Annotated in this window: 17 protein-coding genes; 13 read left to right on the top strand and 4 right to left on the bottom strand. The window is 40.8% G+C overall.

The features are described 5' to 3' along the window. Positions 1 to 200: 200 nt before the first annotated feature. The 8 genes from KCX82_RS20695 to rnr all read left to right on the top strand — a co-directional run bounded on the left by KCX82_RS20695 (position 201) and on the right by rnr (position 8,174). Positions 201 to 1,376: an ABC transporter substrate-binding protein gene (locus tag KCX82_RS20695; RefSeq protein ID WP_227020369.1), complete on the top strand. Its 1,176-nt coding sequence runs from the start codon at positions 201 to 203 to the stop codon at positions 1,374 to 1,376. 240 nt (positions 1,377 to 1,616) lie between these two features. Then, positions 1,617 to 2,495 (top strand): branched-chain amino acid ABC transporter permease, encoded by an 879-nt coding sequence (locus KCX82_RS20690; protein ID WP_227020368.1) that lies wholly within the window; start codon positions 1,617 to 1,619, stop codon positions 2,493 to 2,495. Between the two features lie 3 nt (positions 2,496 to 2,498). After that, positions 2,499 to 3,449, top strand: coding sequence for a branched-chain amino acid ABC transporter permease (locus KCX82_RS20685; RefSeq protein ID WP_227020367.1), 951 nt, complete (start codon positions 2,499 to 2,501; stop codon positions 3,447 to 3,449). A 15-nt stretch (positions 3,450 to 3,464) separates the two neighbouring features. Continuing rightward, positions 3,465 to 4,250, top strand: coding sequence for an ABC transporter ATP-binding protein (locus KCX82_RS20680; protein ID WP_227020366.1), 786 nt, complete (start codon positions 3,465 to 3,467; stop codon positions 4,248 to 4,250). Then, positions 4,243 to 4,950, top strand: coding sequence for an ABC transporter ATP-binding protein (locus tag KCX82_RS20675; protein ID WP_227020365.1), 708 nt, complete (start codon positions 4,243 to 4,245; stop codon positions 4,948 to 4,950). Before KCX82_RS20680 ends, KCX82_RS20675 begins: the two co-directional genes overlap by 8 nt. 1 nt (position 4,951) lies before the next feature. Continuing rightward, complete coding sequence (locus KCX82_RS20670) at positions 4,952 to 5,596, top strand: CBS and ACT domain-containing protein (protein ID WP_227020364.1); 645 nt, start codon at positions 4,952 to 4,954, stop codon at positions 5,594 to 5,596. A gap of 146 nt (positions 5,597 to 5,742) precedes the next feature. After that, on the top strand, positions 5,743 to 6,033 hold the full coding sequence (locus KCX82_RS20665; protein ID WP_227020363.1) for a hypothetical protein: 291 nt from the start codon (positions 5,743 to 5,745) through the stop codon (positions 6,031 to 6,033). 131 nt (positions 6,034 to 6,164) lie between these two features. Continuing rightward, a complete protein-coding gene (gene rnr / locus KCX82_RS20660) occupies positions 6,165 to 8,174 on the top strand; it encodes a ribonuclease R (RefSeq protein ID WP_227020362.1) in 2,010 nt (669 codons plus the stop codon). 15 nt (positions 8,175 to 8,189) lie between these two features. Here the strand turns inward: rnr and KCX82_RS20655 are convergent, their stop codons facing one another. The 4 genes from KCX82_RS20655 to trkA form a co-directional block, all read right to left on the bottom strand. After that, positions 8,190 to 8,612, bottom strand: a complete 423-nt coding sequence (locus tag KCX82_RS20655; RefSeq protein WP_227020361.1) for a CBS domain-containing protein — start codon at positions 8,610 to 8,612, stop codon at positions 8,190 to 8,192. A gap of 178 nt (positions 8,613 to 8,790) precedes the next feature. Then, on the bottom strand, positions 8,791 to 10,254 hold the full coding sequence (locus KCX82_RS20650; protein WP_227020360.1) for a TrkH family potassium uptake protein: 1,464 nt from the start codon (positions 10,252 to 10,254) through the stop codon (positions 8,791 to 8,793). 10 nt (positions 10,255 to 10,264) lie between these two features. Continuing rightward, positions 10,265 to 11,725, bottom strand: a complete 1,461-nt coding sequence (locus KCX82_RS20645; protein WP_227020359.1) for a TrkH family potassium uptake protein — start codon at positions 11,723 to 11,725, stop codon at positions 10,265 to 10,267. A gap of 17 nt (positions 11,726 to 11,742) precedes the next feature. Continuing rightward, positions 11,743 to 13,107, bottom strand: coding sequence for a Trk system potassium transporter TrkA (gene trkA, locus KCX82_RS20640; protein WP_227020358.1), 1,365 nt, complete (start codon positions 13,105 to 13,107; stop codon positions 11,743 to 11,745). Positions 13,108 to 13,269: 162 nt separating this feature from the next. On the opposite strand from trkA, the gene KCX82_RS20635 reads away from it, so the two are divergent. The 5 genes from KCX82_RS20635 (at position 13,270) to topA (ending at position 19,041) form a co-directional block, all read left to right on the top strand. Further along, positions 13,270 to 13,863, top strand: coding sequence for an MBL fold metallo-hydrolase (locus tag KCX82_RS20635; RefSeq protein WP_227020357.1), 594 nt, complete (start codon positions 13,270 to 13,272; stop codon positions 13,861 to 13,863). Positions 13,864 to 14,063: 200 nt separating this feature from the next. Then, on the top strand, positions 14,064 to 14,405 hold the full coding sequence (locus tag KCX82_RS20630; protein WP_227020356.1) for a YraN family protein: 342 nt from the start codon (positions 14,064 to 14,066) through the stop codon (positions 14,403 to 14,405). A gap of 28 nt (positions 14,406 to 14,433) precedes the next feature. After that, positions 14,434 to 16,044, top strand: coding sequence for a YifB family Mg chelatase-like AAA ATPase (locus tag KCX82_RS20625; RefSeq protein ID WP_227020355.1), 1,611 nt, complete (start codon positions 14,434 to 14,436; stop codon positions 16,042 to 16,044). A gap of 8 nt (positions 16,045 to 16,052) precedes the next feature. Further along, positions 16,053 to 16,913, top strand: a complete 861-nt coding sequence (gene dprA / locus KCX82_RS20620; RefSeq protein ID WP_227020354.1) for a DNA-processing protein DprA — start codon at positions 16,053 to 16,055, stop codon at positions 16,911 to 16,913. A gap of 55 nt (positions 16,914 to 16,968) precedes the next feature. Then, positions 16,969 to 19,041 (top strand): type I DNA topoisomerase, encoded by a 2,073-nt coding sequence (gene topA / locus KCX82_RS20615; protein WP_227020353.1) that lies wholly within the window; start codon positions 16,969 to 16,971, stop codon positions 19,039 to 19,041. Positions 19,042 to 19,054 lie beyond the last annotated feature (13 nt).

Raw genomic sequence — 19,054 nt, 5'->3', positions numbered from 1 at the left:
ACCCGCTATGCATAAACATTCAATTTGTATCAACCACACAAATTACGCCCCCGATTTTTCGGGGGCATTTGTTTTAATCACATAAAAAAATTATTTGTTTTGAGTACACAACAGAATATTATTAATCTTGTTGACAAGAACAGAAAAAGAGATTAATATTAAGAAACGTAAATAATATAAAGGGTGGTGTATTTTACAAAATGAAAAAAGTACTTATTTTATTGCTCGCACTAGTACTGGTTGTTGGTTCCTTTGCCGGCTGCGGCGGCGGAACTACCGACGAAGGAGATGCTGCGACAGAAGTAAAAATTGGTATAAACTATGAATTGTCAGGCGGGGTTGCTTCCTATGGTGAGGCTTCCGTTGACGGTATCATGATGGCCTTTGATGAAATCAATGAAGCCGGCGGTATCAACGGAATGAAGATCGTTCCTGTAAAGATCGACAATAAGTCCGATGCTGCTGAAGCAACTTCCGTAGCAACAAGACTGATGACTCAGGAAGGCGTAGTTGCTTGTCTGGGACCTGCTACTTCCGGAAACTTTATGGCTACGATTCCTGTGGCTATGGGCAATTCCATTCCTATCATCTCCGCATCTGCAACTGCTGATGAGGGCGTAACAACCGATGCAAAAGGAAATGTAAATGAATATGTTTTCCGTCTTTGCTTCAACGACTCCTTCCAGGGTGTTACCATGGCTAACTTTGCTTCTCAGAATCTGAGTGCGAAAAAAGCCGTTATCATTCAGGATAAATCCAGTGATTACGCGGAAGGCCTTGCCAAGAACTTCATCTCTACTTTCGAAGCTTCCGGCGGAACTATCGTAGCTAAAGAAGGCTATGTAACAAAGGATAAGGATTTTAACGCAATTCTGACAAAGATCAAGGGACAGGAATTCGATGTTATCTTCCTGCCTGGATATTATCAGGAAGCCGGTCTTGTTATCAAACAGGCTCGTGATCTTGGAATTACCGCTCCGATTCTTGGAGCTGACGGTTTTGACTCCCCAGTCCTGTTAGAACTGGCCGGAGCTGCCGCTCTGAACGATGTATATTTCTCCAACCATTATTCATCCCAGGATGAAGATCCAATGGTACAGGATTTTATCGCAGCTTATAAAGAAAAATATGGCTCCGAACCAAATGCCTTCCATGCACTTGGATATGACCTTGGAAAGTATATTGCAGACGCAATCCAGCGTGCCGGTTCAGCTGACCCAGCTGCTATTAAAGATGCTCTTGCCAATACTGAAAACTTTGCCGGAGTTACCGGAACCTTCAGCATGGGTAAGGACCACAATCCTGTAAAGTCCATCGTAGTAATTGGTTTAAAAGATGGCGTACAGGCAACAAGTGTTAAAGTAGACCCTAAATAGGCGCTGACAATTACGGCAGAGCGCTTGCCCTCAAAATTTGAAAGTACGTCGAGGTACCTGGTCATATTTTGGCTGATTTTGGCGGAAGGCGGTGCTTGTCATTAGCATTGACTATTTACAAAAAGAAAGATATAATAATTAAGTTAGGGCAAAACGCTCTAACTTAATTGTTTTGAACGGGAACTTTTTCACGTTTTCAATTAATATTTTATTTAATCTATTATGTGGAGGTGCAAAGCCTTGGACCAATTTATACAACAAATGGTAAATGGTATTTCTTTAGGCAGTATTTATGCTTTGATTGCACTTGGATATACCATGGTATACGGAATTATTAAACTTATCAATTTTGCCCACGGAGACGTGTATATGATAGGTGCTTACATAGGATTTGCGGCTACCACTTATGCGAATCTCGGCTTTTTTCCGGCGCTTATTATTTCCATGGTTTCCTGTGCTGTTTTAGGTGTGGTAGTTGAAAAGATTGCCTATAAACCGTTGCGTAATTCATCAAGAATTGCGGTACTGATCACTGCCATCGGTGTTTCTTTATTATTGGAATATGTTATGATGTTCTTTGTAGGAGCGGAAGTACGATCCTATCCTAAGCTGTTATCGGACAAAGTCATACTTCTGGGTGACGTAAGAATCAATATGCAGCAGGTGTATATAGTTGCAACTGCTATCGCACTGATGATCCTGCTTCAGTTTATTGTACATAAAACAAAAACCGGAAAAGCCATGCGTGCTGTTTCCATTGACAAAGATGCTGCCCAATTGATGGGTATCAAGGTTGACCAGACCATATCCTATACTTTTGCGATCGGCTCTGCCTTTGCCGGAGCGGCAGGTGTTTTAGTAGGAATATACTATAATTCCATTGACCCCCTCATGGGTATTATGCCAGGATTAAAGGCCTTTGTAGCCGCCGTATTCGGTGGTATCGGAAGCATTCCAGGAGCCATGATCGGCGGACTTTCCATCGGCATTATGGAGACTTTGGTTTCTGGTTACGGGAACTCCATGTACAGGGATGCTGCCGTATTTGCTTTCCTGATTCTCATACTGATTCTGAAGCCGGCTGGACTTCTCGGCAAGAACACAAGAGAGAAGGTGTAATAGATGAGAGCATTAACAAAAAAGAATTTATACATTCTGGGTTCAATTTTATTAACCTTTGCCGTTGTGCAGCTTTTGATCAATGCACGCATTATTAATAGTTTTTACGAAATCACCATTGCTATGATTTGCATCAACATTATCCTGGCAGTGAGTTTGAACCTGGTAACCGGATTTACCGGACAGTTTTCTCTGGGGCATGCAGGATTCATGTCTATCGGCGCCTATGTTTGCGCCATTATTACCATGGAGATGAATACAACTCTTGGTTTCCTTCTGGGAATTCTGGGTGGTGCTGTTGCAGCTACCATAGTGGGTATTCTGATCGGTATTCCAACCTTACGGCTTCGCGGAGATTATCTGGCCATCGCTACACTGGGAATGGCAGAAATCATTCGTGTTGTATTTCTAAATTTGGAAATTACCAATGGGGCAGCGGGATTGAATGGCATTCCCAGAAATACAAATTGGTTCTGGCTGTGCTTTTTCACCATCGCAACCATATTGCTGATCAATAACTTTATTAAATCCTCCCATGGGCGTGCTTGCATTTCTATCCGTGAAGATGAAATCGCAGCCGAATCCATGGGAATCAATACGACAAAATATAAAGTAATGGCTTTTGCCATCGGAGCATTTTTTGCAGGTGTTGCCGGTGCCCTCTATGCTTCTTACTTTTACTTTTTAAAACCGGATCTTTTTGGATTCTTAAAATCCATCGATATTTTAGTAATCGTTGTTCTAGGAGGAATGGGAAGCTTAACAGGATCCGTAATAGCCGCCATCGTATTGGCTGTATTGACTACATTCCTGCAATCCTTTACTGCAATTCGAATGATTCTTTATGCGGCATTACTGGTACTGATTATGATTTTCAGACCCCAGGGAATTATGGGTACGAAAGAAATAACGGATTTATTTAAATTTAGAAAAAAAGATGAGAGAATAGAGTAAAGGAGGGAACCTATCATGTCATTGCTTTCAGTTGACAAATTAACAAAGTCCTTCGGAGGACTTACAGCAGTGTCCAATGTAAGTATGCATATTGAAAAGGGAGAGCTTGTAGGACTGATTGGTCCCAACGGTGCTGGAAAAACCACTCTGTTCAATCTTTTAACAGGAGTATATGTTCCGACTTCGGGAAGTATAAAGCTTGACCGGGATGGAAAGATTAAAGAACTGGGAGGCTTGAAGCCTTATAACGTAACGAAGGAAGGCTTAGCCAGAACCTTTCAGAATATCCGGCTTTTCAAGGACCTTACCGTACTTGACAATGTAAGAATTGCCATGCATCAAAATGTCAGATATGGTTTATCGTCCGCTTTCTTGCATTTGGATAAATTTCATAATGAAGAAGATGAATTGAGAGCAGAAGCGGAAAGGCTTCTGGACATTTTTCATTTATCACATAAAAAAAATGAACTGGCAAAAAACCTGCCTTATGGAGAGCAGCGCCATTTGGAAATCGTTCGAGCCCTTGCAACAAAGCCGTCACTGCTTCTGCTTGATGAGCCTGCTGCAGGGATGAACCCCCAGGAAACAAAAGCTCTAACAGATATCATCGGATGGATCAGAAAAGAATTTGATCTCACTATCCTGCTGATTGAACATGATATGTCTCTTGTTATGAAAATTTGTGAGAGAATCTATGTATTGGATTACGGTATGCTCATTGCATCCGGCAGGCCTGAAGAAATCAGAGCAAATAAAAAGGTAATCGAGGCCTATTTGGGGGAGGATGTTAACAATGCTTGAAATAAAAAATCTTAATGTCCACTATGGAGTTATCCATGCTCTCAAAGATATATCACTGACAGTAAATGCCGGTGAAATTGTAACCTTGATCGGGGCAAACGGCGCCGGAAAAACCACGACTCTCAGAACCATCTCAGGGTTAAACAAAGCAACCAGCGGAGAAATCCTGCTGGAGGGCAAAAATATTACAGCTCTGTCGGCACCTCAGCGTGTTGAAATGGGGATCTCTCAGGTACCTGAGGGCAGACGTATTTTCCCAGCCATGAGTGTATTGGAAAATCTTGAACTGGGCGCCTTTTTAAGAAAAGACAAGTCAGAGATCAAGAAGGATATGGAAATGGTTTATGAACGGTTTCCTATCTTGGGAAATCGTAAAAAGCAGCTGGCCGGAACGCTGTCCGGCGGTGAACAGCAGATGCTGGCTATGGGCCGGGCCTTAATGTCAAGACCCAGAATTCTGCTGATGGATGAACCATCCATGGGACTTGCACCATTACTGGTAAGAGAAATATTTAAAATCATAAAAGATATTAATCAAACAGGTACAACAATTCTATTGGTGGAACAGAACGCCAGTATGGCCCTTTCCATCGCCCATAGAGCTTACGTTATCGAAACAGGTTCCATTGTAATCAGTGGAACCGGAGAAGAACTTGCAAGGAGTAATGAGATTCAGAAAGCTTATTTAGGAGGAGAATAGTATGTATGTGAAAAACAAAATGACTGCGAATCCCTACACCATAGCTTTTGACGCGCCGATCAACGAAGTAATTGAATTAATGCGGGAAAAAAACCTGAAAAGAGTTCCTGTTGTAGACGGTGAAAAGATTGTTGGAATTCTCACTCATGGAGATTTGGAAAAGGTTTCTCCAACCAAAGCAACTACGTTAAGCATTTATGAGTTAAATTATCTATTGTCGAAAATGAGAGTCAGTGATGCCATGACCAAAGATGTCATTGCCATCTCTCCTGACGCTTTACTGGAAGAAGCTGCCGTCATGATGCGCGAAAACAAGATCAGCACTCTGGCAGTTGTAAAAAACAATAAGCTGGTAGGCATTATTACGGAAAGTGATATCTTTGACGCCTTCATTGATCTTCTTGGTTTTCGGGACGCCGGAAGCCGCATAACGGTTCAGGCCGCGGATGTCCCGGGAGCCTTGGCGGATATCGCAGAAATTTTCCGCTCTTTTGATGCCAACATATCACATATTGCAGTCTATCGCGGAAGCGGCGGAAGCAGCGATGTGGTAATCAGAACCAATGCCATCAATACGGAAAGTATTGAGGAAAATCTGGAAGAACATGGTTATAAAATCGAAAATGTAATTAAAAATCTTGGATAATTTCTACATTAAAAATTATTCATAATAAAATTAAAAATTTTTTTAGGTATAAAAAAGGAAGGTTATAAAAGGACTTTCCTTTTTTTATATTGTGTAAAATTTTTAATTTGGCAAATAATAATCGTGGAAAGAGAGGAGATGAAAAAGTGAAAAATAAAAAAATTATTATTGCGCTTTTATTGATTTTAACGCTATTTATGTTTGCTGCTTGCGCTAACGATGATGACATCATAGATCCGGATACTCCGAATAATAACATTACGGATAATGATGATAACGGGTTAACTGACAATGGTGCAAATAACAATGGCCCAAATGAACGTGACGGCGACATCGACAACAATGGTATCGATGACGATGGTCTGGATAATAACAATAATGTAAATGATATTACAGACTTGACTGGTCCTGGCATCGACAACAACACAAATCAATAAAAGCCATGAGCACAGAGGACGGCCTTTGTGCTCTTTACATAAAAAGGGTGTAAAAAGGATTATTTTCGTATTACTTGTTCCTCATACCCTCTATATGGTAAAATTTAGTTGTGTGTTATCGCAATCAATGAATGAGTGGTGGTAGTATGGATCATGTAAATAAAAGAAAAAAAGGCAAAGAAGCGAAAGTTGAAATTATCATCGGAACACTTTCAAAACATAAGAAAGGTTTTGGATTTGTGATTCCGGAAACGGATACAAACGGTGATATTTTTATTCCGCACTCCGGTATGAAGAATGCTATGAACGGTGATTTAGTTTCTGTGAAATTATTGCCTTCCTGGGAAACAGAGCGAACAAGAGAGGGCGTTATTCAGGAAATCATGAAACGATCTGTAACAGAAGTCGTAGGAACCTTTGAAAAAAGCAAAAGATTTGGTTTTGTTGTGCCGGATGATAAAAGAATCAATGATGATATTTTTGTTATGAAAAAAGATTTTCATGGTGCGGAAAAAGGAGATAAAGTAGTTGTAAAAATTGAAAGATATCCGGATAAAAACTACAGTGCTGAAGGAAAGATTGAAGAAATCATCAGCAGGAATGGTGAGCCTGGAGGAGATATCAAAGGTCTGATACGTCAATACAATTTGAAAAAAGAATTCCCAGCCAAAGTGAATTCCGAGGCTAAAAAAATCCCTCAGGAAATTTTGGAAGATGAAATCATTCGAAGAAGAGATCTGAGAGACCAAACGATCATTACCATGGATGGAGCGGATGCCAAGGATTTGGATGATGCTGTTTCCGTTAAAAAGCTTGATAACGGAAATTTTCTTTTAGGTGTTCATATAGCTGATGTAAGTCATTACGTAAAGGAAGGCAGTCAACTTGATAAAGAAGCTCTGAAAAGGGGAAACAGCGTCTATTTGATCGATCAGGTAATCCCAATGCTTCCGGAAGCATTGTCCAATGGGATCTGCAGCTTAAATCCAAAAGTAGACCGACTGACCCTTTCTGTAGATATGGAAATCGACAGTAAAGGTAAAGTTGTAAATCACGATATTTATGAAAGCATTATACATTCCAAAGCCCGGATGGTTTACGGCGATGTATCCGATATGTTGGAAAACGATGCAGCGGATCTTAAATCCAAATATGAAGATATCTATGAGGATATCTTATCAATGGATAAACTTGCTAAGATATTGAGAAAGGCAAGAGAAGCACGCGGTAGCCTGGATTTTGATTTTGATGAAGCTTATATAAAATTAAACGAAGAGGGAATCCCAATAAGCGTGGAGACCGCCGAAAGAAGAGTCGCGAATCGAATCATTGAAGAATTTATGCTGATTGCTAATGAAACGATAGCAGAACATTTCTTTTGGATGGAAATTCCTTTTGTCTATCGTATTCATGAATCTCCTTCGCTGGAAAAAATCGAAGTATTTAAAAAGTTTATACAAAGCTTTGGCCTGATATTGAAAGGAAATCCTGAAAATATCCATCCGAAGGCTTTAAATGAAATTTTGAGCAGTGTAGAGGGGAAACCTGAGGAACACGTCGTCAATACGGTAATGCTCCGCTCCATGAAAAAAGCATTTTATGGTACGGAATGTGAAGGACATTTTGGGTTGGGTGTTAAATATTATTGTCACTTTACTTCTCCTATCAGGCGTTATCCTGATTTGATCATTCACAGAATCATCAAAGAGGTTCTTACAAGTGGTTTAGATGTTAAAAGAGTTAAAAATTATAAGAAAAAAACAGAAAATGCAGCTTTAACCTCCTCTGCAACGGAACGGCTGGCTCAGGAGCTGGAACGGGAAGTAGAGAAGATGAAAAAAGCCGAATATATGTCTTACCACGTAGGAGAGGTTCATGAGGGAATTATCAGCGGTGTTGCAAATTTCGGATTTTTTGTTGAAATAGGCAATACCATAGAAGGTATGGTAAGAGTGGAATATTTGAACGATGACTTTTATGACTATGAGGCATCAAAATATCGTCTGATCGGTCGCAGAACCAATCATATTTATGCATTGGGAGATCATGTATTGATCAAAGTACATTCTGTTGATTTACAGGATAAAGAAATCAATTTTACCGTTGCTGATCCTAAAGAAATAGAAAATCCCGGTGTTTGAAACCGGGATTTTTTCTTAACTGATGGTGCTTGGCTTCGAGATGGCCGACAATGCATCTCCTGCTTCATCCACATAAATTGGTTTGCGAGCGATGTCAGCCATGGCCAACATTCCTACAATTTTATTGTTTTCCACAACGGGTAGCCGTCGTACTTGATATTTTGCCAACAACAGAGCCGCCTCGTGCGTATCCATATTCGGATTTGCATAAATAAGATTTGTCGTCATAATATCTTTTGCTGTTTTAGGATTATTTTCATCCGATACAGATCGGATGACGATATCTCTGTCAGTAATAATACCAAGGGCCTCACCACGATCGTTACAAACCGGAACAGATCCGATATTTTCCTGTTTCATTTGTTTTGCGACCTGCATAACTGAGGTATCCGGACGTACACAAGTGACAGAAGTTGCCATTAAATCTTTTACACGCATAATGATTTGCCTCCTAACATAAAAAAGAATTATCCAATCCTAGTTCGCCTAATTTTGTGAAATAAATTGATGGCGAATTGATACAAGAAATCACAAAACTTGTATTTGTAGATTTCCACTACTAAATTTAGATTACCCTTTTTTATAATAAATATTTCTCATGGAAGTCTATCTTTTTTTAGCTTGATTTCCAAAAAGATGGTGTCAGCATCATGATTATGGTAAATAATTCCAAACGACCGGCAATCATAATAAAAGATAAATATAGTCTCGTTGGCTCAGAAAATATACTGAAAGTCCCAGCAGGGCCTACTAGACCCAACCCCATACCTGTGTTTGATAAAGAGCTTGCTGCAGCGCTTATGGTAGTGATCAGGTCATAATTCTCAAGGGAAACCACCAAGGAGCTAATGACAAAGAGTGTAAAAAATAAAATGGTAAAGGAACTTACTCTGGAAACGGTTTCGGAAGAAATGATTTTTCCTCCCAGCTTGACAGGGACTACGGCATTTGGATGAAGCCTTTTATATAATCCTCTGATAAAAAGCTTAAATAAAATCATAATACGGATTACTTTTATGGAACCGCAGGTTGATGCGGAGCAGCCGCCGATGAACATGAGGCAAAACAAAACTATTTGGGTGAAGCTTGGCCATAAGGTATAATCCGTTGTAGCAAATCCCGAAGTGGTTATAAAGGATGTCGCCTGAAAAAAGGAATAACGCAGAGAATTTCCAATATTAGGATACGTATTTGTTAATCTAAGGTTCAGTGCAATCAGTAAAATAGAAACTCCAAGTATAATTAAAAATGTTCTTAGCTCAGGATCTCTCCAGAAATCACGCCATCTTCCCTGGAGGATATGGTGATACAGAACAAAATTAATAGAGGCAAAAACACTGAATACGATAATGATAAACTCAACATAAATACTGTCAAAATGCGCCACGCCATTGCTGTAGTTGGAGAGCCCTCCTGTTCCCATACTTCCGAAGGTATGGATCATCGCATCGAATAAATTTAATCCGCCCAGACACAATAATAGAATCTCAATCAGAGTAAAGGATATATACATGATATATAAGATTTTAGCAGAATCTGTTATTTTTGCAGACATCTTTTCGATGGTGGGGCCCGGCGCTTCGGCACTGACAATTTTCAACCCTCCGATGCCCAGGGCAGGAAGCAGTGATATGGCTAAAATCAGAATACCCATGCCGCCAAGCCAATGACAGAAGGAACGCCAAAATTGCAGGGATTTTGGAATTTCCGACAAGTCTACGATGATGGTGGATCCGGTGGTGGTAAATCCTGATACTGATTCAAAGAACGCATCGATAAAATTGGTCATAACGCCTGAAAGCAAATAGGGAAACGCACCGATAGCTGACGCCACAACCCAGCAGAGCCCTGCTATCAGATAGCCGTCTCTTATTTTAAGTGAGGTGGAACCGGGCTTCACACAGAAAATAATTATAAGCCCTGTCAGTACCGACGGTATGATGGTTTTTAAATAGGAAATCACCAGTAAATTCTCATGATAAATCATTGCAACGAAAAGCGGAGGGATCATGGTTAATCCGATGATCGTTGTAATGGCTCCGAGTACTTTAATGATAACTTTATAATTAAAAGCGGACATAAATCAAACCTCACTTATCCGGATTCCAGAATTGTCTTGTAAACAGCAAAATTATAGTAAATAATTCCAAACGGCCTACAAGCATTAGTATCGTTAAGAGCAGCTTAGCAAAGTCGGAAAAAATGCTATAATTTAAAATAGGCCCTACCAGATGAAAGCCCGGACCGATATTCCCAAGACAGGCAGCCACTGCGCTGACCGTCGTCAGCAAATCAAAATTGTCCAGGGATAACAGAATCATTCCAAGGAAAAAAAGCCCGAAATAGGCAATGGAAAAACTGGTAACGGCAGAAACCGTGTTTGCAGATATGACTTTTCCTCCCAGTTTTACCGGTACAACGGCTCTGGGATGCAAGCGTAAAGCGAACCCTCTTTTCACCATTTTCAGCAATATTAAAATTCGGATAACCTTCATTCCTCCGCTGGTGGAGGAGGAACATCCTCCGATAAACATGAGGATAAAGAGGATCATTTTACTGAAACTAGGCCATAAATCAAAATCAGCCGTCATAAAACCTGTTGTGGTCAGGATGGATATACTTTGAAAGAGAGAATACCTGATGGAACCGCCGAAAGTATAAATCTCTCTGATCCATAAATCAAAAGTTATGAACAAGATGGCCGAAACGACAATCAAAAAATAGAATCGTAGTTCGCTATCCTTGAAAAAGTCCCGCCAGTGCCCTCGGAGTACCAAATAGAACAGTGTAAAATTGGTTCCGGCCAACAGCATAAAGACGGAGAGAACAACGTCGATATAGACACTGTCAAAATGGGCTATACTGTCATTATAGTTGGAAAAACCGCCTGTTCCAATAGATCCGAAGGTATGAATCAAGGCGTCATAGAGGCTCATTTCACCCAGCATGAGCAACATAACCTCAATAACGCTGAGACCTATATATATTAGATAAAGGATCTTGGAACTATCCGATATTCTGGAAGTTACTTTTCCGAAAATAGGGCCTGTGGTTTCTGCTTTGATAATCTTCTGACCGCCGATTCCCAACGCAGGAAGAAGTGCAATTGCAAATACAAGAATACCCATTCCGCCAAGCCAGTGGGTAAAGGAACGCCAAAAAAGAAGACCTTTCGGCAATTTTTCGATATCCGTAAGAATGGTGCTTCCGGTAGTTGTAAAGCCGGAAGCAGTTTCAAAAAAAGCATCAAAAAAATTGGGAATATAGCCGGAAATGATGAATGGAAGAGAACCAAAAAAAGAGGCAAGCATCCAGCATAAAAATACGATGGCAAAACCGTCCCGAACCTTTAAATGATCGGAATCCACTTTTATCTTGAAGGATATAAACGATCCTAACAGAATCAAGGGAATGATCACAGCCGTAAAGGCATTGACAGCATCAAATTCCTTATAAATTAAAGAGACAATCCATGAAGGAAGCATTAAAATACCCAGCATGGTGATAATGATTCCAGCAAGTTTTGCAATAGCTCTATGATTCAGAATCATGATTTCGTATTCTCCTTCTATTTAAAGAAGCCGGTTCTGCCTGACCGAAGAAGTTTTTCCAATACGGGAATATCGGAAAGAAGACAAATTATAATCACACGGTCATTATTTTCAATCTCGGTGCTTTCGTTTGGCATGACCACATCCGTGCCGCGGTGAATCGCAGCGATAATGGCACCGTCAGGCAAGTCTAAATGACTGATAGGCTTTCCTGTCAGTTTCATATGTTCATCTGCGATAATTTCTATGACTTCTGCCTGCCCTTGTATAAGCTGAGAGGAAATAACGCGCTTAGATCCCTGTATAAACCTGAGGATGTGGCTTGCAGTCATATCCAATGGGTTCAAGGCCATATCAATGCCCATGCTTTCTATCAGACTGGCATAGCTTTCTCTGCTCACCTTAGCAATGACGTCTTCAATGCCATGCTTCTTTGCCATCAATGCCAAGAGCAGGTTTTCTTCGTCAAAGCCGGTGGCTGTTACCACCGCATCCATTTCATCAATGTTTTCTTCTTCAAGAAGATTTAAATCCGTAGCATCCCCATACAAAACAAGAACATCATCAAGATGGGCCGACAGATATTGGCAGCGTGCTTTTTCTTTTTCAATGATTTTGACGGAAACGCCAAATTCAGAAAGCTTCTGTGCCAGGTAAAGGCCCGTTTTACCGCCGCCAATAATCATTACCTTTTGCAGATTTGTATATTTACCTTTCTCATGAACCTTGGCATTGAGTTTCATGATGGGATTCTTTGCACCCACTACATATAAAATATCTTCTTTTATAATAACAGTATCCTTTTTAGGAATGATAACCTTGCCGTTCCTGGAGATGGCAACCACCAGCATATTTATCAGGATACCTGTTATCTCACTAATCTTTTTGTCAATTAATTCAGGCATTTTGTCTGAAAGAAATTCAATAAGAGATATTTTACCGCTGGAAAAAATACCATTGCTCAAAGTGTACTTTTCCACCAAGAATTTATAGATTTCAATGGTGATGGACAGATCCGGGTTGACAATATAATCGATGTCCATGGTATCTTTAATAAAGTCAAGCTGATTCATATGCTCAGGGTCACGAACTCGCGCGATAACCTTTTTGCAGCCCAGTTTTTTTGCAAAGGAACAAATGACAATATTTTTTTCATCTGAATTGGTAGCCGAAATCAAAAAGTCATAGGAATCGATACCAATATTCTCCAGCAGGCTGATTTGTTTTGCATTGCCTGCCACGGTCATAAGATCCATTTGCGATCCTAATTTCTGCAATAATGCTTCATTTTTATCTATAATTAAAACAGAATGGTCTCCGCCAAGGAGTGCTTCCGTAATTTTAATGCCTAACTTACCTGCACCAACGATTGCGACTTTCATTTTGCTTCCCTTCTTTTGGATATGTATAATGATAATAAACAATATTGTACCACTATTTTAATTGAAAGCAATATGTATTTGTTATTATTGATAAAATAGGCTAAAATAATAGGGCAGAATTACAAATCAATATCAAAAACAGAGATGAAGGGGAGCAAAGTAATGATGAAAATAAAGCGATTGATCGGCGGAAATCTTGAAAGCAATGGATACATCATCTTTCATGAAAAGGGAGGAGCCTGTTATATCATAGACCCTGGTTATCAAGGCGAAAAATTTTTGGAGACAGTAAAGGACCTGGACCTGTCTATAAAGGGGATTCTTTTGACGCATCATCATTATGATCATGTGGGCGGTGTGGAAAAGATCAAGGCAGAAACGGGCTGTCCGCTGTATCTTCACAGAGCGGATTGTGACGAATATAAAAGGCCGGTGGAGGTTATGCTGGAGCATGGAGATACAATTATGCTGGATCAGGAGGAAATCAAGGTTATTCATACGCCGGGCCATACAATGGGCAGCGTATGTTACTATTCAGAGGAAAGCAAGCTCGCTTTTACAGGTGACACCATATTTAACGTCGATTTGGGCAGAACGGATTTAAGCGACGGGTCACCTGCCGAAATGGAAAATACCATCCGGAATATCATCGACAAATGGAGCAATGATATTCACATTTACCCGGGACACGGGGATTCCTGCAATATGAAGTATGTTCGAAAATATAACCAGGAATTTTTGGATATTGTAGAGTAACAGGATATCGTACAATAAATCCCAGAATAAAAAGATATGAGCCAGCTGATACGGAGGATGCCGTTAGCTGGCTTTTACTTTACCGCTGCGCTAATGTATAAGCCGCGGTGTAACTCCGTGTAAGCCGCTCAGGAAATGATTGACAAATTAATATAAAAATGTAATAATATGTAATATATTAAATAAAAGGGGTTTTGCAGATGTTGTTTGGATATTGGGGAGAAGAGGTAGCGGTAAAGTATTTAAAGAATAGAGGTTATGAGATTCTGGGAAGGAATTTCAGATGCAGGGCAGGTGAAATTGATATTATTGCCAGGGATGGATCCGTTCAGGTATTTATCGAAGTAAAATCCAGAAAGAGAGTAGATTACGGATTGCCCTGCGAAGCTATCAATTATACGAAAAAACAGCACATCCTAAAAACAGCTGCCTACTATAATATGCTTCATCATAGCTTTAATCAGGAAATCAGAATTGATTCTATCGAGATCCTTGTAAAAGGCGGACAAGCTTATATCCGTCATCTGAAGAATATCCTTTAGAGTCTCTTGGAAAATGAGGTAGAAAATTATGTATTCACAAGTAAAAACCGGCGTATTGCAAGGACTTTCTTCGGAAGTTGTCACTGTGGAAACCGATCTTTCACCGGGTCTGCCTGCCTTTACCGTAGTGGGACTTCCCGATCTTTCCGTCAGGGAAGCAAAGGAAAGGATCAGAACTGCCATCCTGAATTCCGGCTATCATTTTCCTGCCAAAAGGATTACCATCAATCTGGCGCCTGCAGCAACCAAAAAAGAAGGCACCCATTTTGATCTGCCCATTGCCATGGGCGTCATGATATCAATGGGATATATTAAAGAAGAAAAAATGAAAGAGTACGCTTTTCTCGGAGAATTATCACTGGACGGCAGTGTCAATCGAATTAACGGAGCACTGCCTCTGGTAATGGGCCTGCGTAAACATGGAATCAAAAAAGTAATCCTTCCGGCTTCCAATGCAAAAGAAGCTTCTGTCATTGGCGACATTTGCCTGTATCCGGTAACACATTTAAAAGAAATCTTGGAACATATGATGACCAGAAACAGGATTTTTCCCTATGAGAATCATCAAAGCGCAATAGAAATCCAACAAAATCCGGAGACTGATTTTGCGGATGTGGCAGGTCAGGAAACGGTTAAAAGGGCACTGCAAATTGCAGCGGCGGCCTCTCATAATGTATTGTTGATCGGTCCTCCGGGAGCAGGAAAAACCATGATGGCGCGAAGAGTCCCCGGAATTCTTCCAAGCCTCACTTATGAAGAAAAGCTGGAAGTTACGAAAATCTATAGTATCGCAGGAGAGCTTTCAGAAAAGAAACCGTTGATTACGGAAAGACCATTCCGTTCTCCGCACCACACCATTTCTGCTGCCGCATTAGTGGGAGGAGGCAGCCATCCGAAGCCGGGAGAGGTTTCCCTGGCCCATTTTGGTGTCCTGTTTTTAGATGAACTGCCGGAGTTCAATAGATCTGTACTGGAAATGCTGAGACAGCCCTTAGAGGATGAACAAGTCACTATTTCTCGTGTAAAAGGAACCGTTACCTACCCTTCTAAAATTATGCTGCTTGCCAGTATGAATCCCTGCCCCTGCGGATTTTATGGAGATCCGACACACGAATGCACCTGCAGCATACAGCAGATTAGACAATATCTTTCTAAACTGTCAGGGCCGCTGCTGGACAGAATGGATATGCATATCGAAATTATGCCGGTACCGTATCAGGATTTGTCAGACTGCTCGGATGGATCTTATGCAGGCTGCTCGGATGGAGATTATCGCGGAGGTTCAGGAGGCGATCATACCTGTTTTTCAGGTGCCTCCGTAAAAGATTCCGGACGTATGAGACTAGAAGTCGAGACAGCCAGAAAGATACAGCTGGAAAGATATAAAAACGAAGAAATCTCCTATAATTCGCAGCTTACTGCCAGGCTTATGAAGAAATATTGCGCCATGGATAAGGAATCAAAAGCGCTGCTGGAGATTGCATATAAGAAACTGTCTTTAAGTGCCAGGGCATACCATAAAATTATCAGACTGGCAAGAACCATAGCCGACATGGAAGAAAAACAGAATATCGGGCAAAACCATATTGCAGAAGCCATTCAGTACCGCAGTCTGGATAAAATGTTCAGGGGGTTGTAAATTGCGTGATGCTTGACATAAAAAAGATTATTGTAACAGACAAGGAATATCCTGAAATTTTGAAACATATCGAGAATCCTCCGCCTGCCTTATATTGCAGAGGAGATGTCTCTTTGCTGAATCAAAGGGCTATCGCTGTGGTGGGGTCCAGAAAAGCCACGCCCTATGGAAAATGGGCAGCCTACGGACTGGCAAAGAAATTGTCGGAATACCAGATTGCAGTGGTCAGCGGCATGGCAGCAGGCATAGATTCGTGCGCCCATAGAGGAGCTTTGGAAACCAATGGGAAAACCATTGCTGTTTTAGGCTGCGGCGTGGACATCTGTTATCCTGCATCCAATAAAAGGCTAATGGATCAAATTGCAGAGAACGGTCTTCTTTTATCTGAATATGAGCCGGGCACCAATCCGCTGCCATATCGGTTTCCCATGAGGAATCGGATCATTAGCGGTATTTCCATTGGAACGGTTGTTGTAGAAGCCGGATTAAGCAGCGGTTCGTTAATTACTGCGGAATATGCAGCGGAACAAGGCAGGAATATTTATGCCTTACCAGGGAATATAAATAGTATGTACAGTTTCGGAGCCAACAAACTGATAAAAGACGGTGCGACTCCACTCATCATTTTTGATGACATTATAGAGGATCTTGGAATCCCAAAGAGGTTTCATACAGAAAAACTTAAAGAAAAGCTTGGCATGGACGAGAAAAGGATCTATGAAGCCGTGTTCTGTCAAGGGGAAATCACGACGGATGAGCTCTGTAGAAAAACAGGTAGAGCACCCTCGGAAATCAATGCTTTGGTAACAATTTTGGAAATGAAAGGTGTGATTCAAACCGCCTTAGGAAAAATTTTTATTGCAAAATAAATATTTTGGAAATATAATCTGTTCTTGTAATAACAAAACAAAAGGAGGCTACAAAATGGCCGATAAAAATCTAGTGATTGTAGAATCCCCGTCAAAAGCAAAAACCATTGGTAAATTTCTTGGGAGCAAGTATAAGGTCGTTGCTTCTGTGGGTCACATTAGAGATCTGCCTAAAAGTAAACTTGGGATTAACATTGAGAATAATTTTGAGCCTGAATATATTTCTATCAGAGGGAAGGGCGATATTATCAAAGCAATGAAGAAGGAGGCAAAAGATGCGGGCAAAGTATATCTCGCAACGGACCCTGACCGAGAAGGGGAGGCCATATCCTGGCACATTGCTTATTTATTGGGTATCGATGAAAAAGAACCTTGCAGGATTGTTTTTAATGAAATAACCAAAGGGGCTATTCAGAATGCTGTAAAAAAGCCAAGGGCCATCGACAAAAAACTTGTGGATGCGCAGCAGGCCCGAAGGGTATTGGATAGATTGGTAGGGTATAAGATCAGTCCTTTGCTGTGGAGAAAAATCCGCAGAGGCTTGAGCGCAGGAAGAGTGCAATCCGCAGCATTAAAAATAATCTGCGACAGAGAAAAGATCATTTTAGAATTTGAACCTAAGGAATACTGGAATATTTCAGCTGTTCTGACAGATGATAATAAAACTAAGGAAAAGAAAAAGCACTTTACTGCAAAATTGATTGAACATAAGGGAAAGAAAATAACTATATCGAACAAGGAAGAAGCAGATAAGATTTTAGCTGCACTGGACCAAAATGGTTTTATGGTAAAGAGGGTAGAGGAAAAAGAACGAACGAAAAAACCCAACGCGCCCTTTACTACCAGCAGTCTGCAGCAGGAAGCATCCAATAAGCTTAATTTCTATACAAAGAAAACGATGCTGGTTGCTCAGCAGCTTTATGAAGGAATTGAAATCAAGGGCCATGGAATTGTGGGTCTTGTTACCTATATCAGAACGGATTCCGTCAGAGTCTCTGATGAAGCGCAAACAGCTGTAACAGAATACATCAAAGAAAACTTTTCAGATGCCTATTTAGGCAACAACAGCTTTTCAAATAAAAAGAAGGATGTGCAGGATGCTCATGAAGCTATACGACCCAGTATTGTAACTTTACATCCGGATGAGATCAAGGATTCCCTGACGAAGGATCAATATATGCTGTATCGGCTTATCTGGTCGAGATTTGTGGCCAGCCGTATGTCGCCGGCCGTCTATGACAGTGTCAGTGCCGATATTGTCAATTCGGATTACCTGTTTCGGGCAACAGGCTCCAAACTGAAGTTTGACGGCTATCTGAAAATCTATAACAACACCAGTGAGGAAGACGAAGAGAAAATGCTGCCTCAGCTGACAGAAAATGATCGGCTGAAATTGGTGGATATACTCAGTGAACAAAACTTCACACAGCCTCCTTCCAGATTTAGTGAAGCCGCGCTGGTAAAGGATCTTGAGGACAAGAATATTGGCAGACCGAGTACCTATGCACCGATTATTGCAACTTTGATTGAAAGAAAATATATAACCAGAGAGAAAAAAATGCTGAAACCCACGGAGCTTGGCTTTATCGTTACCGATCTAATGGAGACCTACTTCCATGAAATTGTAGACGCAGGCTTTACGGCAGCGCTGGAAGATAAATTGGACGATGTGGAAGTTAAAAATATCGATTGGAAAGACATTATCCATGATTTTTACGGCGTGCTTGAAAAGGAACTGGAAGTAGCTGATTCGGCTATCGAAAAGGTGACCATTGAGGATGAACTCACGGATGAAATCTGTGAAGTGTGCGGTAAGCAGATGGCGATCAAACATGGCAGATTTGGCGAATTTCTTGCCTGTTCCGGTTATCCTGACTGTAAGAACACAAAGCCCATTATCAGTAAAATTGATGTCAAATGTCCCAATTGCGGCAAGGATATCGTGGCGAGGAAAAGTAAAAAAGGAAGGGTCTTTTATGGCTGCAGCGGATTCCCGGAATGCAATCAGTTATACTGGAATAAGCCGGTTGATAAAAAATGCCCGAATTGTAATTCATTACTAATGGAAAAAAAGACAAAAACCACAAGTTACCTGTGTTCCAATGCAGAATGTGGGTATAAAGAATAAATTAGCAGTTTTT

It is taken from the genome of Sinanaerobacter chloroacetimidivorans, assembly GCF_018128545.1.
GTDB classification, from domain to species: Bacteria; Bacillota; Clostridia; order Peptostreptococcales; family Anaerovoracaceae; genus Sinanaerobacter; species Sinanaerobacter chloroacetimidivorans.
Note: the sequence above shows the minus strand (reverse complement) of the source record. Positions and strands in the feature narration are given on the sequence as shown.

Coding starts and splice junctions, on each gene's coding strand:
- KCX82_RS20695 (WP_227020369.1), top strand. CDS start 201: ATGAAAAAAGTACTTATTTTATTGCTCGCACTAGTACTGGTTGTTGGT.
- KCX82_RS20685 (WP_227020367.1), top strand. CDS start 2,499: ATGAGAGCATTAACAAAAAAGAATTTATACATTCTGGGTTCAATTTTA.
- KCX82_RS20680 (WP_227020366.1), top strand. CDS start 3,465: ATGTCATTGCTTTCAGTTGACAAATTAACAAAGTCCTTCGGAGGACTT.
- KCX82_RS20675 (WP_227020365.1), top strand. CDS start 4,243: ATGCTTGAAATAAAAAATCTTAATGTCCACTATGGAGTTATCCATGCT.
- KCX82_RS20670 (WP_227020364.1), top strand. CDS start 4,952: ATGTATGTGAAAAACAAAATGACTGCGAATCCCTACACCATAGCTTTT.
- rnr (WP_227020362.1), top strand. CDS start 6,165: ATGAGTGGTGGTAGTATGGATCATGTAAATAAAAGAAAAAAAGGCAAA.
- KCX82_RS20655 (WP_227020361.1), bottom strand. CDS start 8,612: ATGCGTGTAAAAGATTTAATGGCAACTTCTGTCACTTGTGTACGTCCG.
- KCX82_RS20650 (WP_227020360.1), bottom strand. CDS start 10,254: ATGTCCGCTTTTAATTATAAAGTTATCATTAAAGTACTCGGAGCCATT.
- KCX82_RS20645 (WP_227020359.1), bottom strand. CDS start 11,725: ATGATTCTGAATCATAGAGCTATTGCAAAACTTGCTGGAATCATTATC.
- trkA (WP_227020358.1), bottom strand. CDS start 13,107: ATGAAAGTCGCAATCGTTGGTGCAGGTAAGTTAGGCATTAAAATTACG.
- KCX82_RS20635 (WP_227020357.1), top strand. CDS start 13,270: ATGATGAAAATAAAGCGATTGATCGGCGGAAATCTTGAAAGCAATGGA.
- KCX82_RS20630 (WP_227020356.1), top strand. CDS start 14,064: ATGTTGTTTGGATATTGGGGAGAAGAGGTAGCGGTAAAGTATTTAAAG.
- KCX82_RS20625 (WP_227020355.1), top strand. CDS start 14,434: ATGTATTCACAAGTAAAAACCGGCGTATTGCAAGGACTTTCTTCGGAA.
- dprA (WP_227020354.1), top strand. CDS start 16,053: ATGCTTGACATAAAAAAGATTATTGTAACAGACAAGGAATATCCTGAA.
- topA (WP_227020353.1), top strand. CDS start 16,969: ATGGCCGATAAAAATCTAGTGATTGTAGAATCCCCGTCAAAAGCAAAA.